Annotated in this window: 24 protein-coding genes, 4 pseudogenes and 1 riboswitch; of the genes and pseudogenes, 12 read left to right on the top strand and 16 right to left on the bottom strand. The window is 49.7% G+C overall.

Annotated elements, in window-relative coordinates; genetic code table 11:
• Positions 1–57: 57 nt before the first annotated feature.
• From CW734_RS06315 to CW734_RS06305, 3 genes and pseudogenes are all read left to right on the top strand, one after another.
• Positions 58–436, top strand: a pseudogene (locus CW734_RS06315) (OsmC family protein).
• 320 nt (positions 437–756) lie between these two features.
• Entirely contained in the window at positions 757–954 is a 198-nt protein-coding gene (locus CW734_RS06310; RefSeq protein ID WP_101189894.1) for an SE1561 family protein, read from the top strand.
• A 168-nt stretch (positions 955–1,122) separates the two neighbouring features.
• A complete protein-coding gene (locus tag CW734_RS06305) occupies positions 1,123–2,997 on the top strand; it encodes a heavy metal translocating P-type ATPase (protein WP_101189893.1) in 1,875 nt (624 codons plus the stop codon).
• A 27-nt stretch (positions 2,998–3,024) separates the two neighbouring features.
• On the opposite strand, the gene CW734_RS06300 is transcribed toward CW734_RS06305, so the two are convergent.
• From CW734_RS06300 to CW734_RS18720, 3 genes are read right to left on the bottom strand one after another with little or no spacing between them, the layout of a single operon-like run.
• Positions 3,025–3,939, bottom strand: a complete 915-nt coding sequence (locus CW734_RS06300) for a YihY/virulence factor BrkB family protein (protein WP_101189892.1) — start codon at positions 3,937–3,939, stop codon at positions 3,025–3,027.
• Positions 3,940–3,950: 11 nt separating this feature from the next.
• On the bottom strand, positions 3,951–4,142 hold the full coding sequence (locus tag CW734_RS18725; RefSeq protein ID WP_232787183.1) for a hypothetical protein: 192 nt from the start codon (positions 4,140–4,142) through the stop codon (positions 3,951–3,953).
• Entirely contained in the window at positions 4,139–4,411 is a 273-nt protein-coding gene (locus CW734_RS18720) for a YtxH domain-containing protein (RefSeq protein ID WP_232787182.1), read from the bottom strand. The genes CW734_RS18725 and CW734_RS18720 overlap by 4 nt, the downstream gene beginning before the upstream one ends.
• Before the next feature lie 188 nt (positions 4,412–4,599).
• Here CW734_RS18720 and CW734_RS06290 point away from each other — a divergent pair, with 188 nt between their 5' ends.
• Complete coding sequence (locus tag CW734_RS06290; RefSeq protein ID WP_101189891.1) at positions 4,600–5,961, top strand: alanine/glycine:cation symporter family protein; 1,362 nt, start codon at positions 4,600–4,602, stop codon at positions 5,959–5,961.
• A 58-nt stretch (positions 5,962–6,019) separates the two neighbouring features.
• The gene (locus tag CW734_RS06285; protein ID WP_058381364.1) at positions 6,020–6,241 is read left to right on the top strand and encodes a DUF1128 domain-containing protein; all 222 of its coding nucleotides are present in this window, start codon (positions 6,020–6,022) and stop codon (positions 6,239–6,241) included.
• Between the two features lie 395 nt (positions 6,242–6,636).
• On the opposite strand, the gene CW734_RS06280 is transcribed toward CW734_RS06285, so the two are convergent.
• The 4 genes and pseudogenes from CW734_RS06280 to CW734_RS06265 form a co-directional block, all read right to left on the bottom strand.
• The gene (locus tag CW734_RS06280) at positions 6,637–7,623 is read right to left on the bottom strand and encodes a class I SAM-dependent methyltransferase (RefSeq protein ID WP_101189890.1); all 987 of its coding nucleotides are present in this window, start codon (positions 7,621–7,623) and stop codon (positions 6,637–6,639) included.
• On the bottom strand, positions 7,620–8,777 hold the full coding sequence (locus tag CW734_RS06275) for an FAD-dependent oxidoreductase (protein WP_332871026.1): 1,158 nt from the start codon (positions 8,775–8,777) through the stop codon (positions 7,620–7,622). Before CW734_RS06275 ends, CW734_RS06280 begins: the two co-directional genes overlap by 4 nt.
• Positions 8,778–9,027: 250 nt before the next feature.
• Positions 9,028–9,935 (bottom strand): annotated as a pseudogene (locus CW734_RS06270) (pseudouridine-5'-phosphate glycosidase).
• On the bottom strand, positions 9,932–11,026 hold the full coding sequence (locus CW734_RS06265) for a carbohydrate kinase (protein WP_101189889.1): 1,095 nt from the start codon (positions 11,024–11,026) through the stop codon (positions 9,932–9,934). Before CW734_RS06265 ends, CW734_RS06270 begins: the two are co-directional and overlap by 4 nt.
• A gap of 146 nt (positions 11,027–11,172) precedes the next feature.
• On the opposite strand from CW734_RS06265, the gene CW734_RS06260 reads away from it, so the two are divergent.
• From CW734_RS06260 to CW734_RS06250, 4 genes are all read left to right on the top strand, one after another.
• Positions 11,173–12,405, top strand: a complete 1,233-nt coding sequence (locus CW734_RS06260) for an aminopeptidase (protein ID WP_101192155.1) — start codon at positions 11,173–11,175, stop codon at positions 12,403–12,405.
• A gap of 84 nt (positions 12,406–12,489) precedes the next feature.
• Positions 12,490–12,630 (top strand): hypothetical protein, encoded by a 141-nt coding sequence (locus tag CW734_RS18460; protein WP_167399246.1) that lies wholly within the window; start codon positions 12,490–12,492, stop codon positions 12,628–12,630.
• Positions 12,631–12,758: 128 nt separating this feature from the next.
• Positions 12,759–13,766, top strand: a complete 1,008-nt coding sequence (mreBH, locus tag CW734_RS06255) for a rod-share determining protein MreBH (protein ID WP_101189888.1) — start codon at positions 12,759–12,761, stop codon at positions 13,764–13,766.
• Positions 13,767–13,796: 30 nt separating this feature from the next.
• Positions 13,797–14,369 (top strand): beta-class carbonic anhydrase, encoded by a 573-nt coding sequence (locus tag CW734_RS06250; RefSeq protein WP_101189887.1) that lies wholly within the window; start codon positions 13,797–13,799, stop codon positions 14,367–14,369.
• 424 nt (positions 14,370–14,793) lie between these two features.
• On the opposite strand, the gene CW734_RS18715 is transcribed toward CW734_RS06250, so the two are convergent.
• From CW734_RS18715 to CW734_RS19900, 4 genes and pseudogenes are all read right to left on the bottom strand, one after another.
• Positions 14,794–15,033 (bottom strand): DinB family protein, encoded by a 240-nt coding sequence (locus CW734_RS18715; protein WP_232787290.1) that lies wholly within the window; start codon positions 15,031–15,033, stop codon positions 14,794–14,796.
• Positions 15,034–15,073: 40 nt separating this feature from the next.
• Positions 15,074–15,271, bottom strand: a pseudogene (locus CW734_RS18710) (DinB family protein); the annotation flags it as partial.
• A 79-nt stretch (positions 15,272–15,350) separates the two neighbouring features.
• On the bottom strand, positions 15,351–15,899 hold the full coding sequence (locus CW734_RS06240) for a GNAT family N-acetyltransferase (protein WP_101189886.1): 549 nt from the start codon (positions 15,897–15,899) through the stop codon (positions 15,351–15,353).
• 1 nt (position 15,900) lies between these two features.
• Positions 15,901–17,693: pseudogene (locus CW734_RS19900) on the bottom strand (M3 family oligoendopeptidase).
• A gap of 181 nt (positions 17,694–17,874) precedes the next feature.
• Here CW734_RS19900 and CW734_RS06230 point away from each other — a divergent pair.
• Positions 17,875–18,612, top strand: coding sequence for a hypothetical protein (locus CW734_RS06230; protein ID WP_101189885.1), 738 nt, complete (start codon positions 17,875–17,877; stop codon positions 18,610–18,612).
• 45 nt (positions 18,613–18,657) lie between these two features.
• Here CW734_RS06230 and map read toward each other — a convergent pair whose 3' ends face one another.
• Positions 18,658–19,410, bottom strand: a complete 753-nt coding sequence (map, locus tag CW734_RS06225) for a type I methionyl aminopeptidase (RefSeq protein WP_101189884.1) — start codon at positions 19,408–19,410, stop codon at positions 18,658–18,660.
• Between the two features lie 160 nt (positions 19,411–19,570).
• On the bottom strand, positions 19,571–20,146 hold the full coding sequence (gene thiT, locus CW734_RS06220) for an energy-coupled thiamine transporter ThiT (RefSeq protein WP_101189883.1): 576 nt from the start codon (positions 20,144–20,146) through the stop codon (positions 19,571–19,573).
• Between the two features lie 97 nt (positions 20,147–20,243).
• A riboswitch (TPP riboswitch) is annotated at positions 20,244–20,343 on the bottom strand.
• A gap of 139 nt (positions 20,344–20,482) precedes the next feature.
• On the opposite strand from thiT, the gene CW734_RS06215 reads away from it, so the two are divergent.
• Entirely contained in the window at positions 20,483–21,565 is a 1,083-nt protein-coding gene (locus CW734_RS06215) for a M20 family metallopeptidase (protein ID WP_101189882.1), read from the top strand.
• A 63-nt stretch (positions 21,566–21,628) separates the two neighbouring features.
• A complete protein-coding gene (locus CW734_RS18255) occupies positions 21,629–21,799 on the top strand; it encodes a hypothetical protein (protein WP_157824135.1) in 171 nt (56 codons plus the stop codon).
• Positions 21,800–21,835: 36 nt separating this feature from the next.
• Here the strand turns inward: CW734_RS18255 and CW734_RS06210 are convergent, their stop codons facing one another.
• The 3 genes from CW734_RS06210 to CW734_RS06200 are packed head-to-tail and all read right to left on the bottom strand — an operon-like array spanning position 21,836 to position 25,173.
• Positions 21,836–22,780 (bottom strand): SGNH/GDSL hydrolase family protein, encoded by a 945-nt coding sequence (locus CW734_RS06210; protein ID WP_101189881.1) that lies wholly within the window; start codon positions 22,778–22,780, stop codon positions 21,836–21,838.
• A gap of 12 nt (positions 22,781–22,792) precedes the next feature.
• Entirely contained in the window at positions 22,793–24,016 is a 1,224-nt protein-coding gene (locus tag CW734_RS06205; protein WP_101189880.1) for an aminopeptidase, read from the bottom strand.
• Positions 24,016–25,173: a DEAD/DEAH box helicase gene (locus tag CW734_RS06200; RefSeq protein ID WP_101189879.1), complete on the bottom strand. Its 1,158-nt coding sequence runs from the start codon at positions 25,171–25,173 to the stop codon at positions 24,016–24,018. Before CW734_RS06200 ends, CW734_RS06205 begins: the two co-directional genes overlap by 1 nt.
• Positions 25,174–25,195 lie beyond the last annotated feature (22 nt).

Here is a 25,195-nt window from a genome sequence, read left to right as displayed (position 1 = left end):
TTCTTTTCTATTTTTGGAAGTTTCCGCTACAATTTTAACATAAGGAGGAGATACAAAATGAAATTTTCCATGAATGAACACGGATTTACCGGGCATTTGCCTTTGGCGAGCTCCACGTATCGACCAATGAAGAATACGGGTTCCGCCCTTATCAATTGCTGGTCTCTTCACTGGCCATCTGCAGCGCAGGAATTATCCGCAAAGTACTGGACAAGCAACGGATGCCGGCAGAAGACATCGAAGTGGAAGTGAAGGAAATCGTCCGCATCGCCGAAGAAGCGGACCGCGTTTCAAAAGTCCATCTGCATTTCCGCATCAAAGGCGATATCAACGAATCGAAAATGCCGCGCGTGATGGAATTGACGCGTAAAACTGCTCGATGGTCCGTTCTGTCGAAGATACAATTGAAATTGTAGAGACATACGAATTGATTTAAACGCATAAAAGGCTCAGTCCGTTTCTGCATAGCAGATTGCGGGCTGAGCCTTTATGTTTTATGTTTACAGTTCGTTTCCATAATCGCACTGTCGGTGAAGCCACCCAAATGCTCGAATCGCCTCCTCTTTCCTATCGCGTTCTTTTATGGTTCGGTGATCCGTCTTGTCCTCCCCTCGTAAAGGATTGATGTCACTATATCACATTAATTGAATAGTGTAAATATTCAATTAATGATTTTCGTTATTTCTGCATTTTTCTGTCCTATTGATATTCCTTTAGTTATCAGCTACTATATACAATGGAAACGAGGTGGAATCAATGGGAAAATCCATTACAGATAAGGAACAGCAAGTAAGTTATATGAAACAAAGGCTCAGCATGTTCCTCGATGTGTTAGATGCCATCGAACCGGAAAGCACGGAGCTTGAAGATATTGACCGGCTGATTGCCATGGTCGACGATCTGGACAGCAAAATGCAACAGTTCAAAAACCGTCCTTCTACTGAAAACGAATAATCCCAAGCCCTGAAGCTTCGATCGAAGCTCCAGGGCTTTTTTATGCTGTCTTGCGGCAACCATATTTTGAATTGACACACAATAAGCAAAATCTGCCATCTATCCACAGCGCCATATGGTAAACTGACAGTAATTACCGATACCCGAACATTTGATGGAGGAGTGCGTATGTGGAGTAAAGTTCGGCCTCATATAGAATTGATCGCTGCGGTGTTATCAGGGATCCTGATCATCATCGCCTATATCCTGGAATTGCAGGATATCGCTCTTCCTTCCGTCGCGATCTATTTGCTGGCATTTGTGATCGGCGGCTATGCAAAAGCCAAGTACGGCATCAAAAAAACCATCGAAGACAAAGAATTGAATGTCGAATTCCTGATGATCCTGGCAGCTGTCGGCGCATCCATTATCGGCTACTGGACAGAAGGCGCCATCCTGATCTTCATCTTTGCGTTAAGCGGTGCACTCGAAACTTATACAATGAACAAAAGCCGCAAAGAACTGTCTGCCCTCATGGAGATGCAGCCGGATGAAGCCTGGCTATTGAAAGAATCCGGCGAGACGGTGCGCGTTCCGGTCGGTGAATTGAACACAGGAGACCTCGTCGCCGTTCGTCCCGGCGAGCGCATTCCTGTCGACGGCGAAGTCCATTCCGGACAAACCGCTGTTGACGAATCCGCCATCAGCGGCGAAGCTATTCCGGTGTCCAAATACCAACACGATAATTTATTTGCTGGCACCGTCAATTTGTCCGGCTCAATTACCATGATCATGACCAAACCGAGTTCGGAAACAATGTTCCAAAAAATCATCGAGCTCGTGCAATCCGCTGAAAGCGAGAAGTCCCCTTCCCAACAATTTATCGAACGCTTCGAAGGCCGTTATGTCAAAATTGTCTTGATCGTCTTCGTGCTCATGCTGTTCCTGCCGCATTTCCTGGCGGGCTGGAGCTGGAATGAAACCTTCTACCGGGCCATGGTGCTGCTTGTGGTAGCATCTCCATGTGCATTGGTCGCTTCCATTATGCCCGCCACACTTGCCGCCATCTCCAACGGTGCCAAAAGCGGTGTCATCTTTAAAGGCGGAGCGCATCTGGAGAATTTAAGCGTCATCAAAGCCATCGCATTCGATAAAACCGGCACATTGACCCGCGGTAAACCCGAAGTGACCGCTTTCATCATTCGCCAAGATGCAGACCGCGAACAAGTGATGGCGCTGGTCGCAGGAATTGAATCCCAATCCAACCACCCACTCGCAAAAGCGATGACTGATTTTGTCATTCAGCAAGGATTCGAGCCGCTGCGCAACCTGCAAGTCGTGGATGTGCCCGGAAACGGGTTGAAAACGCAATTCAATGGCGATGAAATCCTAATCGGCAAGCCTGGCTTTGTCGGTGAACAAGAAGCTTACGCTTTTCAGGGCGGTATTCTTGAAAACCTGGCGAATCAAGGAAAGACCGTCACTTTTGTAAGGGACGGGCATGGCATACTCGCTGCCATGGCACTTAAGGATACTGTCCGCGACATTACCAAATCCACCATCGCTGAACTTCAGGACCGCGGCATTTATTGCATCATGCTGACTGGGGATAACCGCAAAACCGCAAAAGCCATTGCGGAAGAAACCGGTGTCGATGAATACATCGCCGAATGCCTGCCTGGCGATAAAGTGCAGCACTTGAAAAAATTATTAGCTAAATACAAATATGTGGCAATGACGGGAGACGGCATTAACGACGCTCCGGCTCTTGCGACGGCCACGACCGGCATCGCCATGGGCGAAGGAACTGACATCGCCCTCGAAACCGCCGACGTCATTTTAATGAAAAATGATTTATCCCGCATTTCCTACTCGATCCGGCTGGCGCGAAAAATGCAGCGCATCGTCAAACAGAATATCTTTTTCTCTATCGCTGTCATCCTGGTGCTGATCTTGTCGAATTTTTTCCAGGCGATTTCTTTGCCGCTCGGCGTAATCGGACATGAAGGCAGCACCATCCTGGTCATCTTGAACGGATTGCGCATGCTCAACCGCAATGTCTAAAATTCCACGAAAAAAGACGGCTCTCCCTCACTTATCGGGAAGAGCCGTCTTCTTTTTATGCAGCCGTTTTCTGGATTGCCGCCTTCCTTGCATGACGGCATTGATTTGTCCGCCAATGATCAATAGCATCGCGGAAAGGTAAAGCCACAGCAATAGCAGGATAATCCCGCCGATGCTTCCGTAAGTGGCTGAGAAATTGCCGAAATTATTGATGTAGATGGAGAACAAAAATGACAGCAATAGCCAGCCGAGCGATGCAAAAGCCGCCCCCGGCAGGACTGTCCAGAAACTGATCCGGACATTCGGCGCAAGCCAATAAATCACGGCACATACAATGAATGTAATCAAGGCTGGAATGGTGAAACGGATCATTCCCCATAATTCCAAAAACCCTTCTTCAAGACCGAGGAATGCGAAAAAGAACAGGCCGATCTGGCGGCCGAATATCGGCAGCGCAAGCGCTACCACCAGCATGATGATCAACAGAATGGTCATTAAAATCGACATGCCTCTTGCTACTAACAACGGCCTGCTCTCCTTGACTCCATATGTAGCATTCAAGGATTTGATCAATGCATCCATGCCCAGGCTCGCTGACCAGATTGTCGCGAGCACACCGAATGATAGCAAGCCGCTGTTTTGGTCAGTCAAGATTTCATTCAAGGTCTGCTCGATCAGCACATACACCTCTGATGGAATAACATCTTCCATGAACAGGAAGACTTCTTCCCTCGGCAAATTCAAATATGGAAGCAAAGTGACGAGAAAAATCAGCAACGGGAAAATCGATAATAGGAAAAAAAACGCCAATTGCGCTCCGAGTCCCTGCACATCGACGTCTTTAATCCGTATTCCTAATTCTTTTATAAATCCACGGCCAGTCAGTACGTCATATCTCGGTTTCCGTACTTGGGGCTGGCCGCCTTTTCTATGTGTTGCCATGAACCTGTCCTTTAGTTGCGGTTCTGGTTCTGAGAGTTAGTATTGCTTGATGAAGAGTCGTTTGTAGAAGAATCATCCGTTAGTGAAGAACTCGGTGACGGCTTGTCTTCTTTAACTGCTGATACGACATCTTCTTTGGATTCGACAACCGCATCTTTTGTTTCCATTACGGCGCCTTTCGCTTCCATTGCCACTTCTTTCACTTCAGGGACAAGCTTTTCACTTGCTCTACTTTGCCGCCGACATATGAAGCATCTTCTGAAATGCGGGCATATAGGTTTTGCGCACGCTCTGCCTGTTCTTTAAATGCTGATTTCAATTCATCTTTATTGTTCGCATAGTATTTTGCGTTTTCGCTCGCTTTTCTTGATTTGTCCATAACATCCTCGCGGGTATTCCGGTCAAGCAGCGATACAAGCACTCCGACTGCCGCCCCTATTAATAATCCTGTCATCAATTTGTTTTGGCTCATTCCAAATTCCTCCTAGTATAAATTATAGTTTCTATCATACTTCGAATTTTTCCCTCTTCCTCCATAATCTAAACACTTCACAAATTATTTTTTAAAAATAACTTGACTATGATATAAAACTTTCGGAATATTAACTCTACAGGAGGAATTTTTCCTAAAGAAAAGAGTAATGAAAAGGGGGAGAAAAGATGGAAGCATTAACAGAATTTCTAGGCACGATCAGCGGTTATGTATGGGGACCGCCGCTTTTGATTCTCCTGGTGGGGACAGGGATCTTCCTGACTGTACGCTTAGGGCTCTTGCAATTGCGTCTTTTGCCGTATGCATTAAAGCTGACGTTCAGCAAAAACCCCGATACTGAATCACAAGGCGATATTTCCCATTTCCAAGCTTTGTCGACGGCAATGGCCGCGACAGTCGGTACAGGGAATATCGTCGGCGTCGCGACTGCCGTCATTCTCGGTGGCCCGGGTGCCGTATTCTGGATGTGGTTTTCTGCATTCTTCGGGATGGCGACGAAATACGGGGAAGCCGTACTCGCCGTCAAATACCGCATCGTCGATCCAAAAGGACAAATGGCCGGCGGGCCGATGTATTATCTTGAACACGGCTTGAAACAAAAATGGCTGGCCGTACTATTCGCCATCTTCGGCTCTATCGCAGCGTTCGGTATCGGAAACGGCACACAGTCCAACTCCGTTGCATCCGTCGTGCGCGATACGTTCTCTGTGCCGACATGGATTACGGGCATCATCCTGACGATTTTCGCTGCAGTCGTCATTATCGGCGGAATCAAGACCATCGGTAAAGTTACAGCATTTTTCGTTCCATTTATGGCCTTATTCTATATCATTGCCGGAATCATCATCATGATCCTCAATATGGATCTTATTCCCGCAGCGATCGGCACGATTTTCAGCGCAGCCTTTACCGGCGAAGCGGCGGTCGGCGGTGCCATCGGTGCTGCGATCCGCTATGGTGTCGCACGAGGCGTCTTCTCCAACGAAGCAGGCCTTGGATCTGCCCCAATCGCGGCAGCTGCAGCAAAAACCGATATGCCTGGTCGCCAGGCTTTGGTATCGATGACTCAAGTATTGTTCGATACCTTGATCATCTGTTCGATCACAGGAATCACAATCGTCATGTCCGGCCTGTATTTGGATGACAGCCTTGAAGGCGCTGCGCTGACTACTGCTGCATTCGAGCAGTTCCTTGGCGGTGCTGGCCCGATCATCGTAGCAATCGGCTTGATCTTCTTCGCTTCTTCGACGATCATCGGGTGGTCGTACTACGGCGAGAAATGTTTCCAGTATTTGTTCAAGAATCCGAGCTTGTTGATTATCTACCGTATCGCTTTCGTCGCGATGGTCTTTGTCGGTGCAACCGTTTCGCTTGATGTTGTCTGGACATTCTCGGATGTCATGAACGGCTTGATGGCTTTCCCGAACTTGATCGGCCTTCTCGGACTTTCCGGCGTCATCGTTTACGAGACGAAGAAAATCACGGCGAAGATCAAGGAAGAGAAAGAACAAGCACGTTCTGGCAATTGACATTCTATTTGAATAATGAAATGATAAAGCATACCCACCCGAAAGGCAGGAATGGATCATGGATTTATCCAAACAATCACCTGAGAACGTCGATTTTATGATTGAAGAAATAAAAACGAAACTGCGCATGGTTAATGTGGATGCAATGAAAGCCGAGCATTTCAATACTTCCGAGTACGAAGACTTGCGTGAAATTTACGAGATGGTCAAAAATCGCGATAATTTCAGCCCGAACGAAATGCAGGCCATTGCCTCTGAACTCGGCTCATTGCGCAAATAAGAAAAGCCCTGAAGCTAAATGCTTCAGGGCTTTTTTGTGCTTTGCTTCGGAAACTCGCCTTATGCCTGTCGAGGGGCCACAGGATGTGGGTCAGCTAACCGTTGCGACACGACGTCGCGTTCTTAGGTTAGCTTCCTAAAAAAGGCTGCTTCAGCTTTTCTTATTGTCTAGCTTCAATGGCCTGACTCTCGGGTCGTAAGCCAATTCCCCTGTGCGGCAAAGAGCGCCGCTTCGGGGACTCGTTTTACGCCTGTCGAGTCATAACGGCCATTTCAGCTTTTCTTTTCGGCTAGCTTCGACAGCCAGACCCTCGAGTTCACAAGCCATTTTGCTTACGCGGCAAGTAACGCCGCTTCAGCAAACCGTCTTGTGCTTGTCGGGTCTATATGGCTGTCTCAGCTTTTCTTTTCATATTGCACGATGTACCAGCCGCCTTCTTTGATGACGGTGCGGAGGCTTAGGAATTCTAGGTTTGATTCTTCTCCCCATTCGATGAGTTCTTCTCTTTTTGGCAACCGATAGAGATTGTCGAATGATGAGAAGAAGCTATTGAAAACATTGGCGAACGGCGGGCTGTCCGGGCCGCCGGCAATCGGGGTGACAACGGAGAAAATGCCGCCTGGTGCGATCCAGCTGCTGATTTCCTTGAACAAGGCCTGGCGCTTTTCGAGCGGGATGTAATGGAGCACATTATTAAGCATGACCATATCCTGTGGGGATTCCGGCTTGTAATTCCACAAATCCGCCTGCTCGATGGAAACATTATTTTGGTTTGCTGTCAGCTCTCTTGCCTTCTCAACGACTTCCTCACTAATTTCGATTCCCGTGAATTGCGTTGTTGGGAATCGCTGGCCTAATTTTTTTATGTAGCCGCCTTCCCCGCAGCCGATATCAAGCACACGGCGGCAGTCTTTTTCCTTCAATCTCTTGGCCATTTTTGGATACGCCAATACTTCGAGCAAACGGCTCGTTTCTGCGACAGTTGATGCGTGCTCATCCTCGTCAAAGTGAAGGCGGCTTTGGTTGCGCATCATTTTCGGGTATTCCAGAAGCGTTGGGATATGCAGTTCCATCATTTCTTTTAGCAATACACCTGATGAATTATTGCCTTTCGATTTCGGCAACTTCCAGCGGTTCTTTATTTGGTAACGGTTGCGCCCAGTCTCTTTTAAATAGCCGATCGAAACGCCGATCGCTACCCATTGTGCAAGCAGTTGCTCATCGAGTGACAATGCATCTGCCACATCGTATTGAGTCATTGGCCGCTCAAAAGCCTTGAACAGATCCAGTTCATAGCCTACATATGCATGCCAGCTGTACAGGAAGGGCTCATTGCGTTTCATATACGTTCTTGCTTTTACCATCTTCATTATATCGATCATATAAGTCCCTCCACTTTCCACGGGTAGTCATCTTCCGGTTTGTAGTATTTCAGTTCTTTCGTGTCTTCTGTCAATTCCTTCGCGCGCACCGGCATGAACCCGCCTTGGATAAAGCGGTCCCGGACGTTTTCTTTCCATAGACCGAGCCCTGATACATTTAGCATCTGCTTGAAATGAAGGATCGGATCTTCTTCCATGCGCTCAAAAGTGCGTTGGCGCAAATAGCTGACCGGGCGATACGGGAATGAATAGGCAAGCGCTGCCAGATGGCTCAGCTGGATGACATGGTCTGCCCGGCGGTAGCGTACTTTTTCATACCATTTCAAGTTGCTCTTATCCGTTTTTTCCTCGGCCAGCATATCCGCAGCCAATTCACCAAGCACATCAGCATCCTGTATCGCCATGTTCATGCCCTCCCCTGCCATCGGATGGACGGCATGGGCCGCATCCCCGATGATCGCTTTATTGCCTTTTACATAGGATTCCGCATGGTACATGACAGGAATCATCAGCTGGATTTTTTTCCAGTCGGTCAATCGCTGGACATACCCGTCCACGGCCGGTGCCAAATCAGTGTAAAGCTTATGGAAATGGCTGATTGGCTTTTCCTTCAAGGTTTTATAATCCCCTGGCGGTATCAAATAGACGCTGCGCACTTGATTGTCAGGCAGCGGGAATAGCCCGAGAAAGCGGTTATAGGTCGAAATGATTTTGCCGTCCGTGAAATTTTCCGCGCGCGGAAAGGTTACTGTCAAAAAATGATGGTTATATGTCGTCTGCTTTACTTCGATTTCCATCGCTTTTCTCGTTACTGAAGACCTTCCTTCCGCGCCGAAGAAAAACTTGGCTTCCACCTCGGACTTTTCGGTTCCTTTTTGAAGAATGGCCGTATTTTCTGTATAGCCTTTGCAGGCAGTGCCTTTTAGGTAATGGAAGTTATCGTATTCATAAGCCGCTTTCCGAATGATGGTCTTTAGCTCTTCATGGTGGATCATATAAGCGGCGTTGTATTTTCCGGGCAACACGCTGTAATCCATGAACGATTGATCTTTCACTTTCAAAGTACTGGAGAGTTCCAGCATATCGAGCACCTTGATTTCGTTGGACCGGTCACAAATCGCGTCATATACGCCGAGGCCGTCGAAAATCTGCATGCTCTTCGGCTGCAGCAGCTCCCTTTATAGGTCGGCGAGCGGACAGCCATGCGTTCGGCAAGAACGACATCAAAGCCTCTTCTTCCAGTTTCAATGCGAGCGTCAGCCCCTATTCCCCTCCGCCGATGAACACATCCGTTTTCATGGGCTTCAACTCCTTGACTTTCCTTACCCTGAAAAAGAGCTCCTGAAAACAGAACAGCCGGCAAACAATAAAAAGACCCTCGAGGGTCTTTTTCACAATTTGTCCTTATAGTGCTCCATATGAAGCGGCCAATTCGGCGCCGACTTTGGCATTGTGCTTGACGAGTTCGATATTGGCAACCAAGCTCTGTCCTTCCGTCAACTCTTTCACTCTGCCGAGCAGGAATGGCGTGACTTCTTTGCCGTTGATGCCGTTTGCTTTCGCTTCCGCCATGGCTTGTTCGATGATGCCATCGATAAAGTCTTTATCAAGCGCATGTTCTTGAGGGATCGGGTTGGCAATGACTGCGCCGCCTTTCAAGCCGAGCGACCATTGCGCTTTCAGGATAGCTGCAAGCTCTTCAGTCGATTGCGAGCCGTAGCTTAGCGGGAAGCCGCTGTGGCGTGTATAGAACGCCGGCATCTCGTCCGTCTGGTAGCCGATGACCGGAACGCCTTTCGTTTCCAGGTATTCGAGTGTCAGGCCGATATCGAGAATCGACTTCGCGCCAGCACAGACGACAGCAACCCCTGTATTCGACAACTCTTCCAAGTCTGCCGAAATATCCATTGTCGTTTCCGCCCGCGGTGGACGCCTCCGATACCGCCGGTCGCGAAGACGCGGATGCCGGCAAGCTCAGCGCAAATCATCGTCGCGGCAACAGTCGTCGCGCCGATTTTTCGTTGCGAGCAATTGGCCGATGTCGCGGCGGGATACTTTCGCAACGTCCGGTGAATTGCCCAGAAGTTCGAGTTCTTCGTCTGACAAGCCGATTTTGATATGGCCGTCCATCAAAGCGATCGTTGCCGGAACGGCTCCATTGTCGCGGACGATTTGTTCGACTTCACGGGCTGTTTCCACGTTTTGTGGGTAGGGCATGCCGTGTGAGATGATCGTCGACTCTAAAGCGACGATCGGTTTTTCTGTTCGATGGCTTCCTGCACTTCTGTTGAATAGCTGATCATGTTTGTCATTTCAATTCCTCCAGTTCTTTTATTAACACCGTTTCATTTAATTCCGGCCGCACTGTCTGGCTGCTTGCGAGCGTTCTGGCCGCATTCAGCATGCCCATCTGCACGGCTTGATGAAAATCATAGCCCGATAGATGGGCGTGAAGTAGGCCGCCTGAGAAGGCATCTCCAGCCCCTGTGACATCTTCTACTTGCTGCGTTTCGATTGCCGGGAAATGCAACACGCCATTTTCGTCGCCCGCCATGGCGCCGTCTTTTCCGCCGGTCACGACGGCTGTTTTTGCGCCTTGATCGAGAAGCATTTCAACCGAGCGCTTCCAATCCGCTTGATCCCGGATGGAAATGCCGAGCCTGAGGGCTGCTTCATCGCGGTTCAGGATCAAAAAAGAGACACCGCTCAAGTCTTCTCCTAAGCGTTCCATTTTAGGGGCTGATACAGGAATTACAGCAAGCGGCACATCGGCAGCCGCTGCGAGATCCTGCAAATACGCTACGGTTTCCTTCGGGCAGTTCAAATCGACTGCCAGCAATTTCGCGCGCATCAATTTGCTGCGGTGAGGCTCCAGGTAGCCAGGCGTCAATTCCGCGTAGATGTCCATGTCCGCTAATGCTAAAGTCATCTCGCCGTCGGGTTCCAGCACAGCAGTATAGCTGCCTGTCGCCCCTTGCGGCAGCGCCTTGGTCATGGCGGTATCCATGTAAGGCGAAGACACTTCTTCGATGAAGCGCCATTCCGGATCATCTCCAGCTACCGACATCAACTGGACTTCATGCCCAAGCCTGCCCAGGTTTTCAGAGATATTTCGCGCCACGCCCCCGACGCTTCTCGTCACCGTTGCCGGATTCGAAGTGCCGTGGACAGACGGTGCTTTCAGATGGAACTTACGGTCGACATTCGCGCCGCCGATGCATAGGATCGCATTTTCTTCAGGCAGTACGTATGCGCGGCCGAGAATCTTCCCTTGCTTGATAAGCCCCGAAATCAAATTGGCTAAAGATGGCCTTGAAATCCCGAGCGCATCCGCCATTTCCTGCTGGGACATATATGGATCCCGTTCAATCAACGCAAGGATTTTCTGTTCGTTGCGGTTCATTGGATTCCCTCCCTTTTGAACTTTTGTTTATATTATAAACTTTTATAATATAAATTGCAACTCTTATTCCCTTTCAAGCGGCCGGCTATTGCGCAACGTGTTTGAATATTGCTACTATAGAAAGGATGAGAGGAGTGTTTTTGGAAATGACTACATTTGATGAAAAGTTATCCCGCTACGCTGAATTGGCGGTAAAGGTAGGCGTCAATATACAGCCTGACCAGAAATTGTATATTGCAGCTTCCATAGATGCCGCACCGTTCGTCCGCTTGATCGTTAAGAAAGCTTATGAAGAAGGTGCAAGACAAGTATTCGTGGATTGGAGCGATGATGTGATTTCCCGCACGCGCTTCGAGAAGGCACCGGAAGATTCGTTTGGGGAATTCCCGGAATGGAAAGTCCAGGAAAGGGAGCAATTGGCCGAACAAGGCGCGGCTTTCATCAGCGTCGTTTCACAAAGCCCGGACTTGCTGAAAGGCATCGATTCCAAACGCATTTCAGCGTCCCAGAAAGCGACCGGGCAAGCGCTGAATAAATACCGACAGTACGTGCAATCCGACAAAATCAGCTGGTGCGTCCTTGCTGCACCGTCTGCGCAATGGGCAAAGAAAGTGTTCCCGGACCTTCCGGAAAACGAGCAAGTGGATGCGTTATGGGAAGCGATATTCAAGGCTGTCCGCGCAGATACGGACAACCCGATCGAAGCTTGGCTTGAACACGACCGCACGCTCCACACCAAAGCTGATTATTTGAACGACAAGAAATACGCCAAGCTTCATTATCAGGCACCAGGCACAAACCTCGAAGTCGCCCTGCCAAAAGGCCATCTATGGGCAGGCGCAGGTTCGGTCAACGAAAAAGGCCATACCTTCATGGCCAATATGCCGACAGAGGAAGTCTTCACCGTGCCGCATAAAGACGATGTCAACGGCTTCGTCTCAAGCACCAAGCCGCTCAGCTACGGCGGCAATATCATCGATGGCTTCAAAATCACATTCGAAGGCGGCCGCATCACTGAAGTCACGGCCGAACAAGGCGAAGAAGTGCTCAAGGAATTGGTGGCTACGGATGAAGGCTCCCACCGCCTCGGCGAAGTGGCATTAGTGCCCCATCAATCGCCGATTTCCGATTCAGGCATCTTGTTCTTCAATACCTTATTCGATGAAAATGCGTCCAACCACTTCGCGATCGGCAGCGCCTATGCGTTCTGCCTAGAAGGCGGCAAGACGATGTCAGCGGATGAATTGAAAGAGCACGGCTTGAACCAAAGCATCACCCATGTCGATTTCATGGTCGGCTCTGCCGATATGGACATCGATGGCATTTTGGAAGACGGCACGCGTGAACCGATCTTCCGCAGCGGCAACTGGGCATTTTAAAGGTCGATAATTCGACACTTAATTTTCCATGCGTTTTCATGTATACTGAGTATGATAATTACAGTTTAGAGAGGGGTTATCACGATGCTATACGGTATTACTGTTGTCCTCGGATTCATGGCTGTGATCTTCATGTTCTTCTTCACCCTGCTTCATTTCCTTGGCAAAGAGCTTCATAGCCATGATGCAGAGCATATCGATCCGCTTCCGAAAGAGCGTCATTAAGCAAAAAAGCTCTGCCCCGCATACACGGGGCAGAGCTTTTTTCTGTTTATCGTGCCCCTATCACATCTCACTGAAAAGTGATAAAATTTGAATAAGCAGTGTTTATACCGATTAGGAGGAATTCATCCATGTTTTCTGCAACGGATATCGGGATCGATCTCGGTACCGCCAATATTCTCGTCTATACTAAGTCAAAAGGCGTCATCTTGAACGAACCATCCATCGTCGCCCTCGATGCCCGCAGCGGCGCTGTCATCGCCATTGGCAACGAGGCGAAAGCGATGCTCGGCAAGGCGCCCGATTCCATCCGTATCGTGCGCCCGATGAAAGAAGGCGTCATCGCCGATTTTGACGTGACCCGCGAGCTCTTGAAGCTGGTCATGCAAAAAGCGGCGAAACAGCTCGGCGGCTCTCTCAGGAAGCCAAAAGTCATGGTCTGTACGCCGTCCGGTGCCACCGCTGTCGAACGACGCGCCATCCATGATGCCGTCAAACAAAGCGGCGCAAAATCCGTACATTTGATTGAAGAGACGGTAGCTGCAGCAATCGGCGCCAATCTGCCGATCACGGAACCTGTCGCTTCGGTCATCGTCGATATTGGAGGGGGCACGACAGAAGTCGCCATCATTTCATTCGGCGGCGTGGTGTCTTCCAATACGATCAAGATTGCCGGCGACCGGATGGATGAAGACATCATCCAATACGTGCGCAAGCATTATAATTTATTGATCGGCGAGAAAACGGCGGAAACGATCAAAAAAGAAATTGGCTATGCGCCGATCCCTCACGAACCGAAAAAGATGAACATCCGCGGCCGTGACGTATTGAGCGGATTGCCGAAAACGATCGAATTGAGTTCTGACGAAATGCAAAAAGCGCTCAGTGAGTCCTTGTCAGCCATCTTGGAATGCATCCGTGCCACGCTGGAAAACTGCCCCGCTGAATTGTCGGGCGATATGGTCGACCAAGGCGTCGTCATTTCTGGCGGCGGTGCCTTGTTGAAAGGCTTGCAGGAATGGCTGGCGCAAGAAATTTCCGTACCCGTCCATATCGCGCCGGACCCATTGGAATCCGTTGCGATCGGCACTGGCCGGTCGCTCGGCATGATCGACCAGCTCGAAAAAATGTCGCGTTAAATCCCAAACCACCATCAAGGAGGAAAAACGATGTCTTTATTGAATGAGATTTTGGATTACAACGAAAAATTTGTAGAAGAAAAGCACTACGAGGAATTCATCACCACCAATCTCCCGGATAAGCGGATCGTCATCTTGACTTGCATGGATACCCGCCTGCTTGAACTCTTGCCAAAAGCGATGAACTTCAAGAACGGCGACGTGAAAATCGTCAAAAGTGCCGGTGCTATCATCAACCATCCGTTTGGCGGCATCATGCGCAGCTTGTTCGTGGCCGTATACGAATTGAAGGCAGATGAGATCTATATTGTCGGGCACCACGACTGCGGGATGGCCAAAGTAAAACCGGAAGGCATCATCGAAAAGATGAAAGAGCGCGGCATTGAAGAAAGCACGATCGAACAGATGAAATTCTCAGGCGTCAATCTCGACGAATGGCTGAAAGGCTTCGATAACGTAACGGACAGCGTGCGCCACAGCGTCGACATGGTCCGCCATCACCCATTAATGGATAAAACCGTTCCTGTTCACGGCCTCGTCATCGACCCGAAAACCGGAAAACTCGACGTCGTCATCGATGGCAATAAAGACGAAAACCGCTGAGAAATCTCAGCGGTTTTTTTTCGGCTTGTCGAAAAAAGGTCAGAAGTCGTATTTTCCGAAGCTTATCGCTCGCTTTCCGTGGGCTCGCGCCCAAGCCTCCTCAGCCGCTTCAAAACCCTTGTGCTCTCACATCTGCGTGGCAGATGCGTCGCAAATGAATGTGCTCAGCGTTGCTTCGCTCATTCATTCCTTGCGGGGTCTCGGTCGTCTCGCTGATCCACTGGAAAGATAAGGTCGACCTACGGGAGACATTATCTTTGCGAAAGTAATGCGCAGCATTATTGAGCAGAAGGGGTTACGAGCGAACGCTTCTCCAAATACTTAAATAGGTCATTGATTTTGAATGTTGAAAAGCTGTTTCTACTTTTAATTCATAACGGATTAATAGAGTTCTTCAATATTCAAAGAAAACCGCTGAGAAATCTCAGCGGTTTTCTTTTGAAATAAATATAATCAAGCGGGATTCCGGCTTTGCCGAATTGGCGCAATAAGGAAGTGATTTGCCCCGGTGGTAGCTCGCGTGGTTGACGACGGTGAAAAGCATTTCTTCGCGGCTGTGGCGGAACTCGTCGCCTTTCATATTGCGGTAATCCAGCTCTTCTTGCCAGCTTTCTTCTGTCAACGAGGCGAAATACAATTCCATCTCTGCGTGAAGCAAGAGCATTGCCTTTTGCCTTCTCTACGGTGTCTACGTCGAAATGTTCAAATTCTGGGCTCTTGACCCCATTCATCCGTTTGAACCACATCTTTTCGACGCCAATGACATGGGCAACCGTTTCCCGGATCGATGGAAATGAATTCTGACCCGCTTTCGTGTAATACTCTTCGCCTGAGTCTTCCACCAATTGCAGCACCTTCTGGCTCGCCCATTGATGATAAGCAAATAATTTCTGGGGATCCATATAGCATCCTCTCCCTTCATTATCTTTCAAACCATCTCCGCATATCCTTCCACCATCTCAGATAGGCGGCCTTGCCCTTTCAAAAATCCTGTTCGAGCAATGCGTAATAATAATGGTCTTTCCATTCCCCATTGATGAACAGGAATTGCTTGAGCAAGCCTTCTTTTTCAAACCCCGCTTTTTCGAGTACGCGCAGCGAGCCGATATTATCCGGAGCGACATACGCTTCCACGCGATGGAGCCGCAATTGCTCAAATCCGAAAGCCGTGATCAAGCGGACCGCTTCGCTGGCAATCCCTCGGCCGATGAACTCTTCGTCCATCGAGTAGCCGACCAGGGCGCTGAGGAACGGCAGGCGCTTGATGCTGTAAATGGATATATGGCCGATCAGCTGATTGGTGTCGTGTGAGAAAACCCCAAAACTATATTCCCGATTTTCCCGCGCTTGGTAGATCGACTCGCGAATTTTCTCGCGCTGTACGGCAATCGTGAAATAACTATCGCGATGCCTCGGCTCATAAATCGCCCAATAATCACGGTTTTTCACCAGGATCCGCACCATGTCTTCAGCGTCTTCTACGGTAAGTGTGCGCAGATAACAGGTTTTCCCTTCAAAAAGCAGATTCATCTTATCCCTCTTCTGCAGTCAATTTGATGAATTCCTCGACATCTTTTGTACATAAGGCAATGCCTTTTTCCCAGAATCCTTTTTCGGTAATGTCTTCCCCGAGATGCTTCATGGCCAATTGTTCTGTACTCATGATCGCTGTGTCACGGAGCAAGGCCATATATTTCTCTTCGAACCCTTCTCCTTCTTCTAGCGCTTTCGCGTAAACGCTGAGCGAGAAGAGATAGCCGAATGTGTATGGGAAATTGTAGAACGGCACATCGGTGATATAGAAATGCAATTTGGATGCCCAGAAATGCGGATGCCCTTCCGATAAACTGCCGGCAAACGCTTCCTCTTGGGCCTGTTCCATCAATTCGTTCAAGCGGTTCGCCGGGACCACGCCGTTTTTACGCTCTTCATAAAATCTCGTCTCGAACAGGAAGCGGGCATGGATGTTCATGAAAAATGCCACGCTGCGCTGGATTTTGTCTTCCAGCAAAGAGATTTTCTCTTCTTTGCTCACAGCATTCTTGACCGCTGCATCCGCTACGATCATTTCTGCGAAGGTCGATGCCGTTTCGGCGACGTTCATCGCATAGCTGCGGTTCAAATCATGCATAGGCTTCAGTGCATGCGTATGGAAAGCGTGACCCAATTCATGGGCCAATGTCGCGACATTCGACATCGATCCGCTATAGGTCATAAAGATGCGCGATTCGCTGCTTTTCGGGAGCGATGTGCAAAAGCCGCCCGGCATCTTATGCGCACGGTCTTCCGCTTCCACCCAACCATTTTTCAGCGCGTGGCGGAGAATTTCTCCAATTCCGGGCCGAATTCCCGAAATGACGGATGATGAATTCCGATCCTTGCGCGTAGTCGAACGACTGGGAATTTTCCACGACCGGCGCGTCGACATCGTACCAGGCAAGCTGGTCTTTGCCGAGCAATTGCGCCTTGCGTGCCAAGTAATCCGCAAATGGCTGTTTATGTTCGCTGATGGCCTGCCACATGACGTCCAAGGTTTCCTGTTTCATGCGGTTCATCTGCAACGGCTCTTCTAGCACATTATCGACGCCGCGCTTTTATACATCTGCAGCCGGAATCCCGCGAGCGAGTTCAAGGTTTTGGCAAACAGCTCTTCTTTTCGCCCCATGCCGCTTCAAGCTTGTCGTAGGCTTCTTTCCGTACGGTTGCATCTTGGTGGGAGCTCAAATTATTCGCCTGCCCCACCGACAAGGTCTTGTCTTCACCGTCAACATCCACTTGGACCGAGATCGAGGCGATCAGCAAATCGTATAATTCGCTCCACGCGTGATAGCCATCGATGCCGAGCGATGTAATGAGCCCTTCCTCTTGTTCAGACAATAGCCGTGTCGCTTCTTGGCGCCATTCGTCCAAGATGAAGGCAAATTCCTTCAAGTCTTCAGTCGAAAGCAGCTCTGACCAGACATTCGGATCCGTCTCCATGAGCGCCTGCTTGAATTTCAAGAAAGCACTTTGGAAACGGGATCGCATCAATGCATGTTCACTTTGCAGTAATGCCGCTTTTTGTCTTCGGTGTTTTGCGCCATCAAGCAGCCGATAAACGCTCCGGCTTGGCGAAGGTCCACCGATACATCACTGGTCTTTTCCAATAACGCCGCCACCTGCTGCGCGTCTGCTGTTCGTTTCGAACACCGAATGTTGCAGCGGCTTGTTCGAAATCGGCCAGCTTATCTGCTGTTGCGTCCAGATGCGTTCTCAATTCAGCTGAATCGCTTCCCCTGAAAACAAACTATCAAGCTCCCATACTTCCGGATATGTATTCGTCATCTTTTTCCCCTGCGGTCACGAATTTTCAAAATACATTAATAAGTATAACATCTCCTTCACCGAACGGGAACGGCGACCGCCTTGTACTTTTCACGATATCGCCATTTTCAAAACTTCCTGCACTTTCTTGTTGGTCGTGCGGGCTGGCGAGTTTATACTGATATTTGAGGAGGGATTTCATATGATTCGCGTACTGCTGATGACGCTGGCATTTATCGCTGTCGTCACCATGAATGCCTTGGCGAATATACTGCCGATCAACGGTCAGACTACCGGTGAAATCTCCGACCGTGTGCCGGTCCTCTTTACGCCGGCCGGTTATGCATTTTCCATCTGGTCCGTTATATATTTTATTGGCTATCTGGATCATCGGCTTTTGGCTGCGCTTGAAAAAGGAGTGCACCCTTCAGCAAAAGTCTCATTGTATTTCATCTTGAGCGCTGTTTTCAACATCGCCTGGCTGCTTTGCTGGCATTATGAGTTCTTTATTTGGTCGATCACTGCAATGATTACCTATTTATTGTCGCTGATCGCTTTGTACTTGGAATACGGAAACGACGAACGGGGCTTTACGGAACGTTTGCCGGTCTCTGTCAATCTGGGCTGGATCAGTGTCGCGACCATCGCTAATATTAGCTATGTTTTGACTTTCTACAGCTGGAGCGGCTGGGGGTTGAGCGATCAATTATGGACGGTCATCATGCTGACCGTAGCGACCGCATTGGCGCTTCACATACGCTTCCACCATTCGGACATCCCGCTGACTTTGGTATTCATCTGGGCGTTCGTCGCGATCGCCGTCCGCCACGGCATGGACGAGATGCTGGTCAGCACGGCAGCTTTATTCCTGAGCGGCGTTTTATTGACTGGCATCTTGTTGATCAAGAAAAAGCCGGCAAAACCAATTATGACGCCATAAAAAAACAACCATCGGCTGATGGTTGTTTTTTTATATTCGATGATTTTATTTTTCGAGTTTCGTCAGCAAAATCGGTTCGCCTTTTGTGACGAGTACGGTATGTTCGATTTGTGCGACGAGCGATTGGTCCGGCGTGATAAAGGTCCAGCCATCGCCTGATTCGATGATATGCTCGGCCTTTTGGGAAATAAACGGCTCGACTGCAAGCACCATGCCTTCTTTCAAGATTGTCGTTTCCCACGCATCGTAATAATTGAGGATATATTGCGGCGCCTCGTGAAGCGATTTTCCGACGCCATGCCCTGTCAGGTTCTTGATGACGAACAAGCCTTGGTCTTTCGCTTCGCGTTCGACTGCCTTACCGATCTGGTTCAGCTTGGCACCCGCTTTCACTTTCATCATGGCGCGTTCGAATGCGGATTCCGCCGCTTGGCAAAGCTTTTCTTTCGCTTCGTGCCCTTCTCCGACCACGAATGAAATTCCAGTGTCCGCAAAATAATCACCGTATGATCCGGACACGTCGATATTAACGATGTCTCCGTCATTTATGACGCGCTTTCCTGGAATCCCGTGCGCCACTTCTTCGTTGACGCTGATGCATGTATAACCGGGGAAATCGTATTCTGATTTCGGAGCAGAGACCCCGCCCCATTCTTTGAACAGGCGGCCGCCCAATTCATCGAGTTCTTTCGTCGTGATGCCGGGCTTCACGGCCGCTTTCATCGTTTCGCGGATTTCTGCCACCATCTGTCCGGCTTTTTTCAAACCTTCAATATCTTTTTCATTAGTCGCTATCATACTGACCCTTCTTTCAAACTATTCTATTTGAGCATTATAACATAGAATAAGCCGCTCTCGCCTCTCATACCTTTCGGGAAATTCCCATAAATAACCAATGAAGAGCGTTCATTATTTTCTTTATCCATCAAAAAAACCGCCTATCACTAGGCGGTTTTAATCATGAATCGGGCTGCGTCAAACGCGGCGCTGTAATGAACAGCAACGAGCAAACGATGGCCGCGACAATTGCGACCGGAATCATATAGGTGGCGTTGTAGACGGCTGAATAGATGAAGACATTGCCATCAGCAAACATGCCGAAGAACAGGATCCCCGTAATGACGTGGATCACATAACGGAGAAATGAACCAATCAAGACACCGAGTGCGACCATGACAATGATTTTCCCGGTCTTTTTCGCCTCCACGGCTTCCAAGTAGCGGCCCCGCATCATTCCGGCCAAACCGACGACGCCATATGCCAGCAAATAATCCAAAATGACTTGCATGACGACAAAGCCGAACGACAGCGGCGCAACCGAGATGAAACCAGTGACAATCTGCAGCAAGCCGACCAGAAGACCCGTGACGACACCGGCTGCGACGCCCCTCCGGAATGCCATCAGCACGATCGGAATCATGACCAAGCTGACCGATCCCCCTTGCGGCATGCGAAAGGCGATAAAATCCAATACAAAGCCGAGAGCTGCAAAAATCGCAATTTCGACCATTAACAATACACGTTTATTTCTCATTCAAACTGCCTCCTTTTGGATTTGCACATCACCAGAAGGGCCGTTTTTAAAAACCATATAAAAAACGGCGCCAGGACAGATCCTGGCGCCGCTTGGGCCGGTTTTCCATCCACATCCCTGCGCAAGCATTAACTTGCAGGTTCGAAGGGTAAGAACTTAATCGTTCACTCTCAGCCAAAGCTCCCCTTGTGGTGCATACAATTATTCCGCTATTATGTGTATTGTACACAACGTAAGTTTGGCTTGCAAGGCCGTTTCAGCCAAACGGATTAGGGTAGTTAGAAAATAGCAAACTTTGTGGAAGGTGGTGGAGGCAGTTTAAAAACTGCCGGATCAATGATTGATTTATTGAAGGATTTGATCAAAATCGAAAGCGATACGAAAGAAGGGGCGAATGAAGCGCTGATGTTCTGCTCTGCCTGGCTCAAGGCGAAAGGCGAAGAAGTCGAAGTACACGATAATGACGGCTACCTCATGCTGACAGCAGCTAAAGGGCAAGGTGCCGAAAAGATCATCTGGAACGGCCATGTCGACGTCGTGCCGGGACATAAAGAGCAATTCTCCCCAATCGAAGAAGGCGACAAACTGTATGGCCGCGGGTCGGCCGACATGAAAGCCGGGGTCGCGGCGATGATGCAGGCATTTGTTGACCTCGATGCTTCCGCCTTGCCGCGCGAAGTGCACCTGCATATCGTCACAGACGAAGAAATTGGCGGGCGCAATACATCGAAATGGCTGGTCGATCAAGGTCATTACGGCGATTTCGTCATTTGCGGCGAGCCGACCCATTTGAAGATCGGCTTACAATCAAAAGGCATACTAAGAATGGATTTGACATTCAAAGGCAAACCGGCACACGGTTCGCGCCCATGGGAAGGCATCAACGCCATCGAATCGGCGATGAAATTCCATGCCGGCATGAAAGATTTGCCGTTCCGTAAAGAATCGACGGAATACTATGAGCAGCCTTCCGTCAACTTGCCGATCATCAATGCCGGCGACCGTTATAATGTCGTACCGGAAATCTGCAAGATGTCCTACGATATCCGCTTCATGCCCGGGCAAGACAAAGACGAGATCGTCCGCCAGATGGAACAGCTGGCCGAAACACTCGATGTTGACATGGAATTCAAAGCGAGCGGTTCGACCCCTGCTTTGACGACGACGGACGACCATCCGTACATCCAGACCTTGATGAAGGCCGTCGAATCGACGCTTTCGGAACAGCCGGTATTGTTCGGCCAGCACGGTGCTGCCGACACCCGTTATTATGCCGAGAAAATCGGCGGACAAGGCGCCATCGAGTTCGGGCCGAGCGGAGACGACTGGCACGGCAACGCAGAATACGTCTCCATTTCAAGCGTCCATTCCTACAAGGATATTTTAATCGCGCACGCCATCGCCCCGACCGATGTTTAATAAAGGCTGAAACCGGGAAAACTCTACTAAACCTCAATACGAAAAATGAATGGAGCGATAAATATGGCTATTGGAAGACTTGTCAGATCTGCGATTAAATACGGACCGATTGCTTACCCGATCATCCGCAAAGTGATGAACAACCGCAAAAGAACAACGCAAACAATGAAAACGATGCACGCAACCGCAGCGATTCACGAAAAGCCGCTGAACGATAAAGGCCGGAGAAAATGATCCATTTTCTCCGGCCTTTTTATATGGTTCAAGCTTTTAAATGAGCGGCAATGCTTGGCGGATCGCTAGATAATCCAGATCCTCGCCGTCGGAAGGCTTGGCGGCAGCCTCGTCACCTGAAGCGTCTTCAGAAGCAGGCTCTTCTTCTGCTTCATTCGCTTCACTTGATGGCTGTTCCTGTTCCTCTTCCTGCATTTGCTGGATTTCTTCAAAAGTAACAGGCGCCGGTTCCGGCAGTTCTGCATCTTCCACTCTAAACCCTTCCCCGTAATACTCGAAGAATGCGTTCGCCATCTCCTGATAGCCATTCATATTCGGATGGACATCCGCGGGATTCGGGACGAGGTCCACCGCATCCTCACCGAAACGGTCGGCTACATCGACAAATGTTGCGCCGGCTTGTTCTGCTTCCTGTTTGAGAATGGCGTTTAATTGTTCCAGCTGCCCAGCCGTGCCTTGCTTTTGGCTATCACGGGCGTGGGGATATGCAAAATAATAGCCCATGACATAGATATCGGCTGATGGGGCAAGCTCTTCCAGTTCAGCCAGAATCGTTTCGACGTTTTCACGCGCCGCATTCAGTGCGTAATCTGCCTGGATCTCTTCAAAACTCAAAGCGCCTTCAGCGGCATTTGCTTGCACAAGGCGCAACAAATCATTCGCACCGGCAGAAACTGTGATGATGTTCGCCTGGCCGAGCAGTTCTTTTGCTTCATCCGACTCGATGCTTTCCAAGACATCACCTGTGGTGAATCCAGGAAACGCCAAGTCTTTCGAATAAAACGCCAGCGGCTGGTTGCGCGTCAATTCCTGCGCAATCAAATCCGAATAGCCGCTGTCGATCGCCCGGTTCGGCGTCTGGCCTGCCGCCAGCGAATCGCCGATGGCTACATAAGCGGCAGGTATTTGTGGCTCCGCAGATGCCGGGTTTGCAGCCAATAACAAAAGCCCTGCCGCCATCACACTCATCGTCTTTTTCATATGCTCACCTCGTTAGAATGCCCAATTTCCTTTTCGGAAAATCGCTTCGGTCTTGCCGTCTTCCGTAATGCCATCAATATCCATCTCGCTCGAACCGATCATGAAATCTTCATGGACGATCGACGTATTCAATCCGTAATCCTTTAATTGATCGCGTTCCAAGTCTTTTCCGCCTTCGAGGCAAGTCGGGTAGGAATCGCCGATTGCCAAATGATTCGATGCATTTTCATCGAATAGGGTATTGTAGAACAAAATGCCGGAAGCCGAAATCGGCGATTCAACCGGCACAAGTGCTACTTCCCCAAGATATGCTGCGCCTTCGTCGGCTAAAAGCAATTCATCCAATAGTTCCTGGCCGATTTCCGCTCGCGCTTGTGTGATACGGCCGTTTTCGAAGCGCAACGTGAAGCCATCGATGATATTGCCTTGGTAAACGAGCGGCTTCGTATTGCGCACGGTGCCTTCGACTTCCAGTTTGGCCGGCACGGTATACACTTCTTCAGTCGGCATATTGGCGATGAACGGCACCTGGTCCGGCGTGCGGGAAGCGCCGCTCATCCAAATATGGCTATCTGGCAAACCGATCGTCAAATCGGTTCCTGGCGCACGGTAATGCAATTTCCGGTAGCGCCGTTCGTTCAATGCGGCCGCCCGCCGTTCCAAGTTGGCGATATGCTCCTGCCACAATGCGACTGCGTCACCGTCTCCGATGCGCACGGTCTGGAAAATCGCTTGCCACAGAGCGGCCATTTGATCCTGTTCATGTGGGAACACTTTTTGCGCCCATTTTTCAGAGGGGATCGCAACGATCGACCAAGCGATCTTATCGGATCCGACAGCCTGGCGATAGCGTTCCAATGCCTTTCCAGCGGATTTTTGCGCATCGCTTAAGCGTTTTGCCGGAATGCCTGTAAGCAAATCCGGGTCTTCCGCATCGATCCACAAGAATGCGCCTTTATGGTCGATGATAGCGTCGCGCTGTTTGACGACCCAATCCGGAAATTCGTGGAACGCGGCGTCCGGTGCCAATTCGTAATGCGTCCGTATAACTGACGGGTCCGAAAACGCGACATGGACTTGCTTAGCCCCGGCTTCGTAGGCTTTCTCAACGACCAAGCGCGTGAATTCCACGGTATCCGTCGTCGTCGCAATCAATAGCTCCTGCCCCGGCTGGATGTTGACGCCGACACGGACAGTCAATTCCGCATATTGCGCTAACTTGTCCTGAAAGCTCATCATTTTTTCCCCTTTGCTGTCATGGTTTTGCTATTGCCTTCGATCAACTCGCCGCCATGCATGATTTTTTGCACCGGCTTGTTCGGCAATTCTTTCGTCAGTTTCTTATAATGCTTTTCGTCCGCATAAGCCAGAAGCGTCAATACTTCACCATCAGCCCCTGCGCGCCCGGTTCTGCCCGAACGGTGCAAATACTGCTCGACTGTCATCGGCGCATCGACATGGATGACGTGCGTCAATTGGTCGATATCAAGGCCGCGTGCTGCCACTTCGGTCGCGATCAATACAGCCGTCTCGCCTTTGCGGAAATCGTCCAATGCTTTCTTGCGTTCTTCTTTTTTCATTTCAGAATGCAAAGTCGCGATTTTTGCGTCGCGGAATTTCAACTTACTTTCCTTCATCAGCACTTGGTCGAGGTTGTTGACGAACGCCAGTGCTTTTACGCCTGTCATATGCGACAAACTGCGAAGCAAATCGGTCTTGTCGCGCTCATCGACTTTGATGAATGAATGCGTCACTTTGCCCTGCTTCGGCAACTGTTCTGCCGATACTTGCAGGCGCGTCGGTTGCTTCATCATGCGCTCTGCGACCAATTCGATTTCCTCTGTAATGGTCGCCGATACCAACACGAGCTGGCGATCTTGCTGCGTTCTTTCGATAAGGTCCTTCATGATGCCGCGGTGTTCACGGGCCATCAATTGGTCACCTTCGTCGAGCACCATGATGCGTACTTCGTGCATCTTAAGTTTTTTGGTCTTGACCAATTCATTCAGGCGCCCTGGTGTGCCGACGACAATTGTCGGTTTTTTCTTCAACTTGTCCAATTGGCGCTGGATATTCGCTCCACCGATCAACGGCGTGACAGTGACATCCGTTCCCGTTGTCCATTCACGCAAAACGTTGACGATTTGCATCGCGAGCTCTTGTGACGGGGCGATGATCATCGCCTGCGTATTCGGTTTTTTCGGATCAACGCGTTCCAAGATCGGCAACAGGTAAGCCAAGGTTTTTCCCGAGCCGGTCGGAGATTCCGCTACGATGTCATTTCCTGCGAGCATTTCCGGAATCATCTGTTCCTGGATCGGCATCGCCTCGGTAAAACCGGTTTGTTTCCATTTATCTTGCCAGACAGGACTTAGTTCTTCTATAAAATTCATGTGTCATTCCACCTTCTTTTCG

This window comes from Planococcus sp. MB-3u-03 (assembly GCF_002833405.1).
Taxonomy (GTDB): Bacteria; Bacillota; Bacilli; order Bacillales_A; family Planococcaceae; genus Planococcus.
The sequence above is the reverse complement of the archived record's forward strand: the minus strand, read 5'-3'. Positions and strand labels throughout refer to the sequence as shown.